The 14,032-nt window shown below is 73.0% G+C and carries 14 protein-coding genes and 1 pseudogene; 7 read left to right on the top strand and 8 right to left on the bottom strand.

Annotation, left to right across the window (positions count from 1 at the left end; genetic code table 11):
* Window position 1: 1 nt before the first annotated feature.
* Window positions 2–682, bottom strand: coding sequence for a hypothetical protein (locus B1H29_RS38180; RefSeq protein WP_055417810.1), 681 nt, complete (start codon window positions 680–682; stop codon window positions 2–4).
* Between the two features lie 144 nt (window positions 683–826).
* Between B1H29_RS38180 and B1H29_RS20575 the strand changes: the two genes are divergently transcribed.
* Entirely contained in the window at window positions 827–2,230 is a 1,404-nt protein-coding gene (locus B1H29_RS20575; protein ID WP_055417531.1) for an alpha,alpha-trehalose-phosphate synthase (UDP-forming), read from the top strand.
* A 44-nt stretch (window positions 2,231–2,274) separates the two neighbouring features.
* Here B1H29_RS20575 and otsB read toward each other — a convergent pair whose 3' ends face one another.
* Genes otsB through B1H29_RS20560 form a run of 3 tightly spaced genes read right to left on the bottom strand, consistent with a single transcriptional unit; the run spans window position 2,275 to window position 4,714 of the window.
* Window positions 2,275–3,144 carry a trehalose-phosphatase gene (otsB, locus tag B1H29_RS20570; protein WP_055417532.1) on the bottom strand — a complete coding sequence of 290 codons (870 nt, stop codon included), beginning with the start codon at window positions 3,142–3,144 and terminating at the stop codon, window positions 2,275–2,277.
* Window positions 3,145–3,179: 35 nt separating this feature from the next.
* Window positions 3,180–3,404, bottom strand: a complete 225-nt coding sequence (locus tag B1H29_RS20565; RefSeq protein ID WP_055417533.1) for a DUF3263 domain-containing protein — start codon at window positions 3,402–3,404, stop codon at window positions 3,180–3,182.
* Between the two features lie 44 nt (window positions 3,405–3,448).
* Window positions 3,449–4,714, bottom strand: a complete 1,266-nt coding sequence (locus B1H29_RS20560) for an ABC transporter substrate-binding protein (RefSeq protein WP_079160344.1) — start codon at window positions 4,712–4,714, stop codon at window positions 3,449–3,451.
* Window positions 4,715–4,906: 192 nt separating this feature from the next.
* On the opposite strand from B1H29_RS20560, the gene B1H29_RS20555 reads away from it, so the two are divergent.
* The 3 genes from B1H29_RS20555 to B1H29_RS20545 all read left to right on the top strand — a co-directional run bounded on the left by B1H29_RS20555 (window position 4,907) and on the right by B1H29_RS20545 (window position 8,056).
* The gene (locus B1H29_RS20555; RefSeq protein WP_055417811.1) at window positions 4,907–5,815 is read left to right on the top strand and encodes an ROK family protein; all 909 of its coding nucleotides are present in this window, start codon (window positions 4,907–4,909) and stop codon (window positions 5,813–5,815) included.
* A 7-nt stretch (window positions 5,816–5,822) separates the two neighbouring features.
* Complete coding sequence (nagA, locus tag B1H29_RS20550; protein WP_055417535.1) at window positions 5,823–6,968, top strand: N-acetylglucosamine-6-phosphate deacetylase; 1,146 nt, start codon at window positions 5,823–5,825, stop codon at window positions 6,966–6,968.
* A gap of 155 nt (window positions 6,969–7,123) precedes the next feature.
* On the top strand, window positions 7,124–8,056 hold the full coding sequence (locus B1H29_RS20545; RefSeq protein ID WP_055417536.1) for a 1-phosphofructokinase family hexose kinase: 933 nt from the start codon (window positions 7,124–7,126) through the stop codon (window positions 8,054–8,056).
* Window positions 8,057–8,092: 36 nt separating this feature from the next.
* On the opposite strand, the gene B1H29_RS20540 is transcribed toward B1H29_RS20545, so the two are convergent.
* Together B1H29_RS20540 and cdgB are read right to left on the bottom strand one after the other, a co-directional pair.
* Complete coding sequence (locus B1H29_RS20540; protein WP_055417537.1) at window positions 8,093–9,061, bottom strand: hypothetical protein; 969 nt, start codon at window positions 9,059–9,061, stop codon at window positions 8,093–8,095.
* A 119-nt stretch (window positions 9,062–9,180) separates the two neighbouring features.
* Window positions 9,181–10,845, bottom strand: coding sequence for a diguanylate cyclase CdgB (gene cdgB, locus B1H29_RS20535; protein ID WP_055417538.1), 1,665 nt, complete (start codon window positions 10,843–10,845; stop codon window positions 9,181–9,183).
* Window positions 10,846–11,226: 381 nt separating this feature from the next.
* Between cdgB and B1H29_RS20530 the strand changes: the two genes are divergently transcribed.
* Window positions 11,227–11,826 carry a flavin reductase family protein gene (locus B1H29_RS20530; RefSeq protein WP_079160342.1) on the top strand — a complete coding sequence of 200 codons (600 nt, stop codon included), beginning with the start codon at window positions 11,227–11,229 and terminating at the stop codon, window positions 11,824–11,826.
* A 47-nt stretch (window positions 11,827–11,873) separates the two neighbouring features.
* Window positions 11,874–12,344 (top strand): GNAT family N-acetyltransferase, encoded by a 471-nt coding sequence (locus B1H29_RS20525; protein ID WP_055417540.1) that lies wholly within the window; start codon window positions 11,874–11,876, stop codon window positions 12,342–12,344.
* A gap of 12 nt (window positions 12,345–12,356) precedes the next feature.
* Here B1H29_RS20525 and arfB read toward each other — a convergent pair whose 3' ends face one another.
* The gene (gene arfB, locus B1H29_RS20520) at window positions 12,357–12,794 is read right to left on the bottom strand and encodes an alternative ribosome rescue aminoacyl-tRNA hydrolase ArfB (protein WP_055417541.1); all 438 of its coding nucleotides are present in this window, start codon (window positions 12,792–12,794) and stop codon (window positions 12,357–12,359) included.
* A gap of 157 nt (window positions 12,795–12,951) precedes the next feature.
* On the opposite strand from arfB, the gene B1H29_RS20515 reads away from it, so the two are divergent.
* Window positions 12,952–13,527: a TerD family protein gene (locus B1H29_RS20515; protein WP_055417542.1), complete on the top strand. Its 576-nt coding sequence runs from the start codon at window positions 12,952–12,954 to the stop codon at window positions 13,525–13,527.
* A 252-nt stretch (window positions 13,528–13,779) separates the two neighbouring features.
* On the opposite strand, the pseudogene B1H29_RS20510 reads toward B1H29_RS20515, so the two are convergent.
* A pseudogene (locus B1H29_RS20510) lies at window positions 13,780–13,914 on the bottom strand (LuxR C-terminal-related transcriptional regulator); the annotation flags it as partial.
* Window positions 13,915–14,032 lie beyond the last annotated feature (118 nt).

The following is a 14,032-nucleotide window of genomic DNA, read 5'->3' as shown; positions in this document are numbered from 1 at the left end:
GTCAGCCGGGGACGCCGTCCGACCAGCGCCAGATGCCGCCGGAGTCCTGCTCGCAGGTCAGGTACTCGCCGCCCCGGCCGTGGGTGCTCAGGCCGCGGTGCTTCTTGGCGCAGAACTGGCCGTCGGCGTAGCAGTTGCCCGCGGGGCTGGTGAGCTCGCAGGCGCCGGTGCCGCTTCCGGTACCGGTGCCGGGGCCCGTGCCGGGGTCCGCCGTCCGTGCCGGCTCGGGCTCCGGTTCCGGGGTGTACAGCGGGTCTCCGGAGCAGTCGTGGCCGGTGCGCGGGACGGTGAACGCCACGTCGCGGGAGCCACCGGGGTCGTCGGTCTGCTCGCAGACCTCCTCGCCCGCGGACCAGGAGGAGGCCTGCCTCCCGCCCGTGCCCTGGAGCTGGACGACGTAGGCGAGCCCGGCCCGCTCCGCCGCGCCGACCGCCTTGCCGATGGTGGCGCCGGTGTGGTCGTCCAGCGTGACGACGGTGGGTGTGGGCGTCGGCGTGGGCGTCGGAGTCGGTGTGGGCGTGGGCGTCGGCGTGGGTGTCGGGCTCGGGGTCGCGGTGGCCGAGGCCGGTCGCTCGTCCGCCGTCCGCGTACCGGCGCTCCCGTCGCCGCAGCCGGCCAGGGCCAGCGCGGAGGCCGCGACCAGTGCCGCGGCGCCCGCGAGTCCACGCATACGTATGGGCATGGCACCCACCCCCCAGAAGGTTGAAATGTGCACCGCACATCCTCATTCCATTCACACCGCCCACACAAGGCACGTGACGCAATCGACGCCGCGGGGCCGTCCGTCCACGTTTGAGGGTTTCGGGGCCGGGCTAGGTTGAGGCGTATGGCTTCAAGCTTCGGTGCTGCTCAGGTACTGGTCGCCTCCAACCGGGGGCCGGTCTCGTACGAGGTGCGTCAGGACGGTTCGCTGCACGCCAAACGCGGCGGCGGCGGGCTGGTCTCCGGACTGTCGGCCATCGGGCCGGACGCGGGGGCGCTGTGGGTGTGTTCCGCGCTCGGCGACGGCGACCGCGAGGCGGTGCGGCGCGGGGTCGGCGAGGACGGCGTACGGATGCTGGACGTACCGGCCGACGTGCACGCGGACGCGTACAACGGGATCGCCAACAGCGTGCTGTGGTTCGTGCACCACATGCTCTACCAGACGCCCCTGGAGCCGGTCTTCGACGCGGAGTTCCGGCGGCGGTGGGCCTCCTACGAGGCGTACAACCGGGCCTTCGCCGAGGCGCTGGCCGAGGAGGCGGCCGAGGGCGCGGTCGCGATCGTGCAGGACTACCACCTGACGCTGGTGCCGGGGATGCTGCGGGAGCTGCGGCCCGACCTGCGCATCGGGCACTTCTCGCACACGCCGTGGGCGCCGGTCGACTACTTCCGGGTGCTGCCGGACGACATCGCCGAGCAGGTGCTGCGCGGCATGCTCGGCGCCGACCGGCTCGGATTCCTCACCCGGCGCTGGGCCGACGCGTTCACCGCGTGCTGCGACGCCCTGGTGGGCGGGCCCGGCGGCACGGAGATCGGCGTGCACGGGCTCGGCGCGGACGCGGACTTCCTGCGGCAGCGGTCGCACGAGGCCGACGTGGACGAGCGGATGGCGGCGCTGCGGGCGGAGATCGGGCGGGGCCCGGACGGGAGCGCGCGCAGGACCATCGTGCGGGTGGACCGGACCGAGCTGTCGAAGAACATCGTGCGGGGGCTGCTGGCGTACCGGGAACTGCTGGTGGGGCGGCCCGAGTGGCGGGAGCGGGTCGTGCACGTCGCGTTCGCGTACCCGTCGCGGCAGGATCTCGCCGTGTACCGGGATTACACCGCCGAGGTGCGGCGGGTGGCCGATTCGGTCAACGCCGAGTTCGGGACGGCGGACTGGACGCCGGTCGTCCTGCACGTGGAGGACGACTTCGCACGGTCGCTGGCGGCGTACCGGCTGGCGGACGTGGCGCTGGTCAATCCCGTCCGGGACGGGATGAACCTCGTCGCGAAGGAGGTGCCGGTCGTCTCCGACGGGGGGTGTGTGCTGGTGCTCTCGCGAGAGGCGGGGGCCTTCGAGGAGCTGGGTGAGGACGCGGTCGCCGTGAACCCGTACGACGTGGTCGGTACGGCGGACGCGCTGCACGAGGCGCTGTCGGTCGGGCCCGGGGAGCGGGCGGAGCGGTCGAAGCGGTTGGCCGCGGCGGGGACGGCGCTGCCCCCGGCGCGGTGGTTCCTCGAGCAGTTGACGGCGTTGCGGGACTGAAGGGGCCCGCCGGGCTGAAGGGGGCCGGGGGCGGCGGCCGGCGGCTACGCGAGCCGCACGGCCAGGGAGCGCAGCAGCCGCACCACTCCCGCCGGGCCGTCGACCACCACGTCGGCTCGTTCGCGCAGCTCCGGGACCTCGTCGCTGCCGCTGCACACCAGCAGGCCGGGGGTACCCTCCGCGCGGAGGGTGTCGACGGCCGTGAAGGCGGGGAGGTCGCCGAGGTCGTCGCCGGCGTAGAGGACGGAGCCCGCGTCGACTCCGCGGGCGTACTCCCGCAGGGCGGCGCCCTTGTCCATGCCGGGCGGGCGCAGTTCCAGGACCATGCGGCCGGGTTCGACGATGAGGCCGTGGCGGGAGGCGAGGGCGGTGAGGGGGGCGCGCAGGGTGTCGAAGGCCGCCTGGGGATCGGGGGCGCGACGGGTGTGGACGGCGACCGCGTGGCCCTTCTCCTCGGTCCACGTGCCCTGCCCGGCCCCGGAGTGCTCCAGCAGGCCCGGCAGTTCGGCGCGGACGGCGGCGACGCCGGGGTGCGGTTCGGGCGTGGTGAGGGTGCCGGTGGCGGCGTCCCAGCGCTCCGCGCCGTAGTGGCCGAGGACGACGAGGTGGTCCAGGCCGGGGACGTCCGCGAAGCCGCCGTGGCGGACGGCGACCTCGGCCGGGCGGCCGGTGATCACCGCGACGGCGGCGACCTTCGGGGCCAGGCCCGCGAGCGCCGGTACGGCGTCCGGGTGGGCGCGGGCCCGGTCGGGGTCGGCGACGATCGGGGCGAGTGTCCCGTCGAAGTCGAGGGCGATCACCGCGCGGCCGGGGCCGGCGAGGAGGGCGTCGAGCCCTTCGCGTCCGGCCGCCGTCGCGGGCGTCGGCAGGTGGTCCGGGGTGTCGTCACGGGTGGAGTCCTGGTGGCTGCCCATACCGCGAACCTATCCCGCCGGGGCGCGAGGCATTCTCATCGCTCCGAGCGACGCGACTCCCGTACCCGGCGCAGGCGGTTGACCGTCACCGGGTCGGCGGCCAGGGCGCGGGGGTCGTCCAGGAGGGCGTTGAGGAGCTGGTAGTAGCGGACGGGGGCCAGGCCCAGCTCCTCGCGGATCGCTCGCTCCTTCGCGCCGGGGCCGGGGAAGCCGCGGCGCTCCAGCGCGAGGATGTCGCGCTCCCTTCGTCCCAGGTCCATGTACGGCACCGTAGCGCCCGCCACCGACAGCGGGACGCGCTCCGCTACTCCGCGCTGCCCGCCCGCATCGCCGTCGTCTGGATCCGGCCGAGTACCTCCTCGGGGCTGCCGCCGGAGGCGACCGCCTGGCCGATGCGCTTCTTGACGTCCGCGCTGACGGCGGCCCAGGAGGTCTTGCCGACCGGGTAGAGCTCGGAGAGCAGCAGCTCGTCCAGGAAGGGCTTGAGGTTCTCGTCCTCCTTCGCGGTGCTCATGACCTGGGACGCGGAGGTGGTCACCGGCAGCAGGTCGTACCGGCGGGAGAAGTCGAGGACGTTCTCGTCGCTGTAGACGAAGTCGAGGAAGTCGCCGATCTCCTCCTGGTGGCCGTTCTCCTTGAAGGCCGTCATCCAGTCGGTGACACCGAGCGTGTTCCGGCTCGCGCCGTCGATGCCGGGCGTGGTCACCATGCCGTACTTCACCCCCTTGTCGGAGGCCATCTTCATCAGCGAGGGGTGCCCGTTGAGCATGCCGACGTCGCCGGCGGCGAAGGCGGCGAAGGCGTCGGCGCGGTTGAGCTCGCCGGGGGCGACGGGGCCGGTGAGGCCCTTGCCGACCAGCTCGTCCTTGAGCCAGGTGAAGGTGGTGACGTTCTGCGGCGAGTCGACGGAGTAGGTGCCTACGTCGTCGGTGTAGCCGCCCCCGCCGCTGAGCATCCACTGCATCGTCTCGGCCTGCGCCTCCTCGGCGCCCAGCGGCAGCGCGTACGGGTACTTCACGCCCTCCGCCTTGAGCGCTTCGGCGGCGTCGGCGAGGTCGTCCCAGCTCTTGGGCGGGGTGATGCCGGCCTCGTCGAACAGGGTCTTGTTGTAGAAGAGCACGCGCGTGGAGGCCGCGAAGGGCAGGCCGTACTGAACGCCGTTGACCTGGCCCGCGCGGGCGAGCTGGGAGACGAAGCCGGCCTGGACCGGGATGGAGAGCACGTCGTCGGCCCGGTAGAGCAGGTCCTTGTCCGCGTAGTCGGAGTAGGCGCCGATCTGCGCCATGTCGGGCGCGTCGCCGGCCTCGACCATCTCGCGGACCTCGCGGTCGACGTCGTTCCAGGAGTGCACGGTGACGTCCACGTGTACGTCGGGGTGCTTGGCCTCGAACGCCCTGGCCAGGTCGTCCCAGTAGTTCTGGGAGCTGTTGGCCTCGCTGTCACCGTAGTCGGCGGCGACCAGCTCGAGGGTCACCTCTTCCGAGTCACCGGTGAGCCCACAGCCGCCGAGGACCGCCGTCATGCCCAGTGCGGACACCACCGCGATCGTTCCTGTCCTACGCCGCTGCACCTGATTCCCCAACCCTGCCGACGACACGTCGTTCGCTGCTCGCTGTTGCTGTTGCCGCTTGTTCGCTTGTTCGCTTGTTCGTTTAACGGATTAAGGTCTACACCACGACAGTGGACTAGACCTCTCCCGGGTCAACGGGCCACACTGTCCCCCGTGAGACATGTCATCGCCCTCGATGTGGGCGGCACCGGGATGAAGGCCGCCCTCGCGGGACCGGGGGGCGAGCTGCTGCACCGGGCCCGCCGGGCCACCGGCCGCGACCGCGGGCCCGAGGCGGTCGTCGCGGGCATCCTGGACTTCGCCTCCGAGCTGCGCGCCTACGGTGCCGACCGGTTCGGCGAGCCCGCCCGCGCCGCCGGGGTGGCCGTCCCCGGCATCATCGACGAGGAGCACGGCACCGCCGTCTACGCGGCCAACCTCGGCTGGCGCGACGTACCGCTGCGGGCGCTGCTCGGCGAGCGGCTCGGCGGCATTCCGGTCGCTCTCGGCCACGACGTGCGCACCGGCGGCCTCGCCGAGGGGCGGATCGGGGCCGGACAGGGCACCGACCGGTTCCTGTTCGTGCCGCTGGGCACCGGGATCGCGGGCGCCATCGGCATCGACGGCCGGGTGGAGTCGGGCGCCCACGGCTTCGCCGGCGAGATCGGCCACGTCGTCGTGCGCCCCGGCGGCACCCCGTGCCCGTGCGGGCAGCGCGGCTGTCTGGAGCGGTACGCGTCCGCGTCGGCGGTCAGCCAGGCGTGGGGCGAGGCGTGCGGCGACCCGGACGCGGACGCCGCCGACTGCGCCGAGGCCGTGGAGTCGGGCGACGCCCGCGCCCTCGCCGTGTGGCAGGAGGCCGTGGACGCGCTCGCCGACGGGCTGGTCACCGCGCTCACTCTGCTGGACCCGCGCGTCCTGATCATCGGTGGCGGTCTCGCCGAGGCGGGGGAAACCTTGTTCACACCGCTGCGGGACGCGGTCCGGCGGCGCGTCACCTTCCAGAGGCTGCCGGAAATCGTCCCCGCGGCGCTGGGGGACACCGCCGGCTGCCTGGGTGCCGGGCTCCTGGCCTGGGACCTGCTCGGCACCATCCCCACAACCGCGACTCCCCGGAGGTAACCACCTGATGGCCCCATGCAAGGTTCTCGCCGGTGCCCGGGTGGTACTGCCCACCGGGACCGTGGACGACGGCCGCGTGATCGTCGACGGCACGCGGATCGCGGACACGGCGCCCCCGCAGGCCGAAGTCGTCGACGCGTCGGGCCACTGGGTGGTCCCCGGCTTCGTCGACATCCACAATCACGGCGGCGGCGGAGCCTCCTTCGCCGGCGGCACCCCCGAGGACATCCTCAAGGGCGTCGGCACCCACCGCCGGCACGGCACCACCACGCTGGTCGCCTCCGCCGTCACCGGTGACCTGGACTTCCTCGCCCGGCACGCCGGAGTGCTCGCCGAACTGGCCCAGCAGGGCGACATCGCCGGCATCCACTTCGAGGGACCGTTCATCTCCCCGTGCCGCAAGGGCGCGCACGACGAGCAGCTACTGCGCGACCCCGACCCGGCCGAGGTCCGCAAGCTGATCGACGCCGCGCACGGCCACGCGAGGATGATGACGCTGGCCACCGAGCTGCCGGGCGGCCTGGATTCCGTACGGCTGCTCGCGGAGCACGGCGTGATCGCGGCGGTGGGGCACACCGACGCGACGTACGAGCAGACGCTCCAGGCCATCGACGCGGGCGCGACCGTCGCCACGCACCTGTTCAACGCGATGCCGCCGCTCGGTCACCGCTCCCCCGGTCCGATCGCCGCGCTGCTGGAGGACGAGCGGATCACCGTCGAGCTGATCAACGACGGCACGCACCTGCACCCGGCCGCGCTCCGGCTCGCCTTCCACCACGCGGGCGCCGCCCGGGTCGCCTTCGTCACCGACGCGATGGACGCGGCCGGTTTCGGCGACGGCCGCTACCTGCTCGGCCCGATGGAGGTCGAGGTCGCGGACGGGGTGGCCCGCCTGGTGGAGGGCGGCTCGATCGCGGGCTCCACGCTCACCCTGGACCGCGCCTTCAAGCGGGCGGTGACGGTGGACGAGCTGCCCGTCGAGGACGTCGTCGCGGCGATCTCCGCCAACCCGGCGAAGCTGCTCGGCCTGGACGGCCGGGTCGGCTCCCTGGAACCCGGCAAGGACGCCGACCTCGTGGTCCTGGACGCCGCCTTCGACGTGGTGGGCGTGATGCGCCGGGGCGAATGGGTGGTCGATCCCCAACTGGGCTGATCCGTTCGGAGTCCGGCGCCGAGCCCGGCCCCGGGCCGGTCCACGGCGGCCTGCCCCGGGGGTGGGCCGACCGCCGTCCTTTTGGCATGATCGTGTCCATGGAAGGCCGCCACAGGCGTCGGGGGAGGTCGGCACAGGTGACACAGGCCACACGGATGATCCTCACCGTCACGCTGAACACCGCTCTCGACATCACCTACCGCGTCCCGCGCCTCAGGCCGCACGCCTCCCACCGCGTCACCGGGGTGACTCAGCGGCCCGGCGGCAAGGGGCTGAACGTGGCCCGGGTGCTGGCGGCCCTCGGCCACGAGGTGACGGTCACCGGCTTCGCGGGCGGCGGCACCGGGGACGCCGTGCGCGAGGGGCTCACCGGCGTGCGCGGGGTGAGAGACGCGCTGCTGCCGGTCGCCGGGCCGACCCGGCGCACCATAGCCGTCGTCGACGAGCGCACCGGCGACACCACCCAGCTCAACGAGCCGGGCCCGGCCGTCGCCCCCGCCGAGTGGAACGCCTTCCAGGAGGCCTACGAGGACCTGCTCGCCGGCGCCGGCGCGGTGGCCCTGTGCGGCAGCCTGCCGCCGGGCGTACCGGTGGGCGCCTACGCCGGGCTGGTGCGCACCGCGCGCGCCGCGGGCGTGCCGGTGCTGCTGGACACCAGTGGGGAGCCGCTGCGCCGGGGGGTCGCCGCCCGTCCGGACCTGATCAAGCCGAACGCCGACGAGCTGGCCGAGCTGACCGGCTCGCACGAGCCGCTGCGGGCCACCCAGGCCGCCCGGCGCCGCGGCGCCCGCTCGGTGGTCGCCTCGCTCGGCGCCGAGGGGCTGCTCGCGGTGACCGCGGAGGGCCGCTGGCGTGCCACCCCGCCCGCCCGTGTCCACGGCAACCCGACGGGCGCGGGCGACTCGGCGGTCGCGGGGCTGCTCTCCGGCCTGGTCGAGCACCTGCCATGGCCGGAGAGCCTGGGCCGCGCGGTCGCCCTGTCGGCGGCGACGGTGGCGGCACCGGTGGCGGGCGAGTTCGACCGGGCGGCGTACGAGGAGCTGCTCGGGCGCGGGGTCGCGGTGACGGCGGAGGCGGACGCGGCGTGAGGCCGACGGCCCGCGCTGCGGCCCGCCGACCAGGGCCTAGTCCTTGACCTGGCCCTTCTTCAGGGAGAACTGGTCGAGCAGGACGTCGCACTTGTCGCCGTCGCCGCAGGAGAGTGTGATCGTGTTGGTGCCCTTGTTCAGGGTGGGCCAGGCGTAGGTCTTGGTCCAGCCCTTGGCGAAGTCGCCGTCCTTGGCGCCGGTGAAGTTGCCCAGGTTCAGCTTGCTGCCGAACTCCTTGCCGTTGACCGTCAGGGTCATCGACTGGTCCTCGCCGGCCGCGCTGTACCCGGCGAAGAGGGTGTAGAGGCCGTCCTCGGGGATGCCGTTCACGGTCCAGGTGACCGAGGCACCGGGCTGGTTGAGGTTCGTCACATAGACGCCGCCGTCCGACCGGGCGCCCTCGATCTCCGAGGCCGTCGCCACACCGGGCGACAGCCGCAGCGCCTTCGCCTCGACCGCCGGGAGCTCGACCTCCTCCTCGGCGCCGTCACTCGCCGACGGGCTCGGGTCGGTGGACTCGGACTGGGTGGGAGCGGTGCCGCCGCCGGCCTCGTTGCCGCCCTTGTCGTCGTCCGAGCCGCTGCTCGTCATGGCCACGGCGATGCCGATGACCACGGCGGCGACGACCGCGACCGCCCCGATCAGCAGGCCCTTGGTGTTGGGGCCGCGGCGTCCGCCGCCCCCGCCCGCGCCGCGTCCCGGCTGCTGCGGTCCGTTCGGGGCGCCGCCGCCGGGGAGCGTCTCCGGCGCCGCGTAGTGCGCGTTGGGCCGGCCGTAGGCACCCTGCTGCTGCGGGGCGGCCTGGCCGTAGGCGGCGGCCGAGGCGGCCTGGCCCTGCGGCGCCCCGTACTGCCGTGTGCCGACGGGACGCACCCGGTTGACGGAGTTCGGGTAGCCGTAGCCACCGGACGGCGGCTGGGCTCCGTTGGCCTGCCCGTCGGCGTAGAGGTAGCCGAAGGGGTCGTCGTCCTCGGGCGTGCTCGCGCCGTTGTTGCCGGGCGTCATCCCTAGGTCTCCTAACCAGATGCGGTGCGTGTGCGGTACGGGTCGTGAGAGGGCGAGCCTACCCGCTCCCACTGACCCGAAAGGGTGACTCACACCGCATCAGCTCGCCGACCTGCTGATCATCCGGCTCGGCGGTGCTGTTTGGGACGAGATCGTTTCTCGACGTACATCCGTTCGTCAGCCGACTTCAACACCTCGTCCGCCGTCATGCCGCAGTGGGCCCATCCGATGCCGAAGCTGGCACCCACGCGGACGGCCCGTCCCTCGGCCCGGATCGGCTGGATGATCTCGTTGCGCAGCCGTACGGCGAGGTCCTGGGCGTCGGCCCGGCCGAGCCCGTTGGCGAGGATCACGAACTCGTCGCCGCCGAGCCGGGCCACCGTGTCGCCGTCGCGGACGCCGCCGCTGAGCCTGCGGGCGACCTCGATGAGCACGGCGTCGCCGGCGTTGTGCCCGAACCGGTCGTTGATCGACTTGAAGCCGTCCAGGTCGCAGAAGAGGACCGCGAGCCCCTTGGCGCCGTCGTCGCGGCCGTCCTCGGGGGCGACGGCGTGCACGTGGTGGTCGTAGGCGCCGTACGGCTCGGTGACCGCGCCGAAGTCGAAGGTGTGGCCGCCGGAGTCGAAGACGGCGGAGTGCCCGTAGGCGGCGTCCATGGCGTCGGCCACGTCCGCGTGCGCGGACTGCGGGCGCTGGCACAGCCGGGCGGCGAGGCGGGAGCGCAGCTCGGCGGAGTTCGGCAGGCCGGTGAGGGAGTCGTGGGAGGCGCGGTGGGCGAGCTGGAGCTCGCGGCGCTTGCGCTCCTCGATGTCCTCGACGTGGGTGAGCAGGAAGCGGGGCCCGTCGGCGGCGTCGGCGACGACGCTGTTGCGCAGGGAGACCCAGACGTAGGTGCCGTCGCGGCGGCCCAGGCGCAGCTCGGCCCGGCCGCCCTCGGCGGAGGTGCGCAGCAGGGTGCCGATGTCCTCGGGGTGGACGAGGTCGGAGAAGGCGTAGCGGCGCATCGCGGAGGCGGGGCGGCCCAGCAGGCGGCACAGGGCGTCGTTGGTGCGCAGGATCCGGCCGTGCTGGTCGCCGCCCATCTCGGCGATGGCCATGCCGGAGGGTGCGTACTCGAAGGCCTGCCGGAAGCTCTCCTCGCTCGCCCTGAGCGCCTGCTGGTCGCGCTCCAGGCGGACCAGTGCGCGCTGCATGTTGGAGCGGAGCCGGGCGTTGCTGATCGCGATGGCGGCCTGGAACGCGTACATCTGCAAAGCCTCGCGGCCCCAGGCGCCGGGACGGCGGCCGTTGCGCGGCCGGTCCACGGACAGGACGCCGACCAGCTCGCCGCTGTTGCCGCCGCCCTGCGGGCCGGGCGCGTACATCGGGGCGAAGAGCCGGTCCGAGGGGTGCCACTCGTCCTCGAAGCGGGGCGCGGGCCCGTCGGTGTACCACTGCGGGACGTCGTCCTCGTCGAGGATCCAGCCCTCGGTGTGGGGTATGAAGATCAGGTCGCCCCACTGCTCGCCCATGCCGAGCCGGCGCTCCCAGGAGTCGCGCGAGCCGACCCGGCCGGTGATCAGCGCCTCGGCGGCCTGGTTGCCGGCGAAGGCGGCGACGACGAGGTCGCCGTCGGGGCGGACCAGGTTGACGCACGCCAGCTCGTACCCGAGGGCCTGGACGACGCCGTCGGCCACGGTCTGCAGGGTGTCGGCCAGGCTGCGGGCCGTGTTCATGTCGGCCATGGCCTGGTGCAGTTGACGCAGGGACGCAAGACGGACGTAGGGCTCCGACTCGGTCTCCATGCTCGCCCTCCCCCCGAGACCTCGCAGCGAATCAAGGGTTCTCTTCGGCGCCTTTGCTGATGGTGCCCTTCCAGGTTCCCCGCCACTGAATCACAGCGCGCTCCCCACTCGGTACACAGGGTCAACAATTACCGCTTCTTGTGACTCAAGTCACAGCGAAAGATGAACAATTGAGTGGTGTTTCTGCGCTTTCCCTGTGTGTTTACTGAACGCAAAGTTTGTAGGTATGCGCACGTCTCCTCCCGGGCCCGCCCGGGACTTGTTCCAGAGCCCGCCCGGGACTTCTTCCAGGGCCGGCCGGGGCCTCCTTCTGTGGTCCTAGGTCCCGGTTGGGACCGGGGCCCGATGCCCCCTCGGCGGCCCGCCGATTAGCGTGGCGGGGTGCCGAACACTCCTTCCCTCACGCCCCCCGCGTCCCCCGCGCTCCCGCTGCCGTCGCCCGCCGCCGGGCATGCTGAGGGGGTGAGCAACGAGGAGTTCCGTGCCGCCATGTCCAGGCTGGCCTCGGGCGTGGTCCTGGTGACCGCGCAGGAGCCGCCGCTCGACCCCGACGACCCGCAGGCGCCGGCCGGCGAGGACGTCGGGATGACCGCCACGGCTTTCATGTCGGTCTCCCTGGACCCGCCGCTGGTCCTGGTCAGCCTGCGCGAGGGCTCCCGCATGGACGACCTGCTCGACGAGCAGCCCCTGTGGGCGGTCTCCGTCCTGTCCGAGAGCCAGCGGCACATCGCGGGCCGCTTCGCGATGAAGGGCCGCGTCAGCGACCGGCTCCTCTTCGCGGACCTCTCCTGCCTGCGGGGCGAGGCGAGCGGGGCGCCTCTGGTGGGCGGCGCCCTGGCGACCCTGGAGTGCCGCACCGAGCAGCGGGTGCCGGCCGGGGACCACACCCTGGTGATCGGCCGCGTGCTGACCGCCTCGCTGCCGAGCGCGGACGGGGGGCCGCTGGCGTACTTCAAGGGGCGGTACCGGCAGTTGGGGTGAGCGGATATTCGCTCGTCCCTCGTGAGGCGCCCGCCTAGGGTGCGCGCATGACGACCAGCTCGACGCTCCGCCTCGAAGAGATCACCTCCGCGAACTTCGAGGCCGCCACCGGCATACGGGTGCGCCCCGACCAGGAGTTCGCGGTCGACCCGGTGGTGAAGTCCCTCGCCGAGGCCTACGTCCATCACGAGACCGCCTGGCCCCGCCTGATCCTCGACGGCGACCGGCCCGTCGGCTTCCTCATGGCCTTCTTCGACATCGACTGGTACGAGGACGGCAGCGTGCGGCGCTCCGGGCTGTGGCGGCTGAACATCGCGGCCGGCGAGCAGGGCCGGGGCTACGGCCGCTTCGCCGTGGACTCGGTGACGGCGGAGATCCGGCGCCGCGGCGGCAAGGAGTGCCACGTGACGTGGCACCCGGGCCCGAACGGCCCCGAGGGCTTCTATCTGGGCCTGGGCTTCCGGCCCGACGGGACGACGAGCGAGGGCGAGACGGTGGGCGTGCTCGAGCTGGACTAGCCGGGGCCTGTCCTAGTCCCAGTTCTTCGGGGAGCGGCCCCGCTTGGTCTGCGAGCGCTGCTTCTTCTCCCGCAGCCGGCGTTCGTTGATACCGCGCGGGACGCGGGTCGCCCTGCGGGGCCTGGGCGGGGGCGCGGTGGCCTCGGCCAGGAGGGCGGCGAGGCGTACGGCGGCGGTCTCGCGGTTGCGCCACTGCGAGCGGTGCTCGGAGGCGCGGACGGTGACGACCCCGTCGGTCAGGCGCCCGGCCAGCCGCTCCAGCGCCCGCCGCTTCCACACCTCGGGCAGCACCTCGGTCCGCGCCAGGTCGAAGCGGAGCTCCACCGCCGTGTCCGTGGTGTTGACGTGCTGCCCGCCCGGCCCGGAGGAGCGCGAGAAACGCCAGACGAGCTCGGCCTCGGGCAGGGAGACGGAGCCGCGGATGACATGGGGACCGGACATGCCGTCCATGTTCCCGTCCCCGGGCGGCCCACGTCACCCCAATATCCTGACCCCGGCCTCGGTAAAGAAAGTAAAGAGAGCTGGAACCTTGTGTACCCCCCTCGTCGTTCATGGGGGTAGCTGTAGCTTTCTTGCCGTACGTAAACGAGGGAAGGGACTCCCAACAATGGCTGTAAGCCTGTCCAAGGGTGGCAACGTCTCGCTCACCAAGGAGGCTCCGGGCCTGACCGAAGTCACCGTGGGGCTCGGCTGGGACGTCCGTACCACCACCGGCACCGACTTCGACCTCGACGCCTCCGCGATCGCGGTCAACACGCAGGGCAAGGTCTACTCCGACGGCCACTTCGTGTTCTTCAACAACAAGCAGACGCCGGACAACACGATCGTCCACACCGGTGACAACCGCACCGGCGAGGGCGCCGGCGACGACGAGGCGATCAACGTCAACCTGGCAGGCCTCCCGGCCGACATCGAGAAGATCGTCTTCCCGGTGTCGATCTACGACGCCGAGAACCGTTCGCAGAATTTCGGCCAGGTGCGCAACGCCTACATCCGCATCCTCAACCAGGCCGGCGGCGCCGAGATCGCCCGCTACGACCTGTCCGAGGACGCGGCCACCGAGACCGCCATGGTCTTCGGCGAGCTGTACCGCAACGGCGCCGAGTGGAAGTTCCGCGCCGTCGGCCAGGGCTACGCCTCGGGCCTGGTGGGCATCGCCCAGGACTTCGGTGTGAACGTCTGACGTTCACCCGCCCGTTCGTTCCGTACGAAGGCCTCCCGGCCGTGCGCCGGGGGGCCTTCGGCGTCGTCACGGCAGGGTTCACGGCCACGGCGTCACGGCGGCGGGGTGTCACGGCGGGCGTCGCGGCGGGCGGGGGCAACGGGTGGGCGTCGCGACGGGCAGGTGGCGTGGGCGGGCGTCGCGACGGGCGGAGGCACGGGAGGGCGTCGCGGCGGGCAGGTGGCACGGGAGGGTTTACGGCCGGCAAGAGCTTCACGGCAGCAGACGCTGCTCCTTCGCCACCGCGGCCGCGCCCGCGCGGGTGTCGACGCCCAGCTTCTCGTAGCTGCGTCGCAGGTGGGTCTTCACCGTGGCCTCGCCGATGAACAGGGCGCGGGCGAGGTCGGCGGGGGCGAGGTCGTGGACGAAGCGGCGGGCCTCGGTGAGGTTGTGCTCGGCGACGGTGGCGGCGCCCCGGACGTGGGCGCGGGCCTTGTGAGTCCTCCGCCCTCTCCGGGGTTCTCGG

Source organism: Streptomyces pactum, from assembly GCF_002005225.1.
GTDB classification, from domain to species: Bacteria; Actinomycetota; Actinomycetes; order Streptomycetales; family Streptomycetaceae; genus Streptomyces; species Streptomyces pactum_A.
Note: the sequence above shows the minus strand (reverse complement) of the source record. Positions and strands in the feature narration are given on the sequence as shown.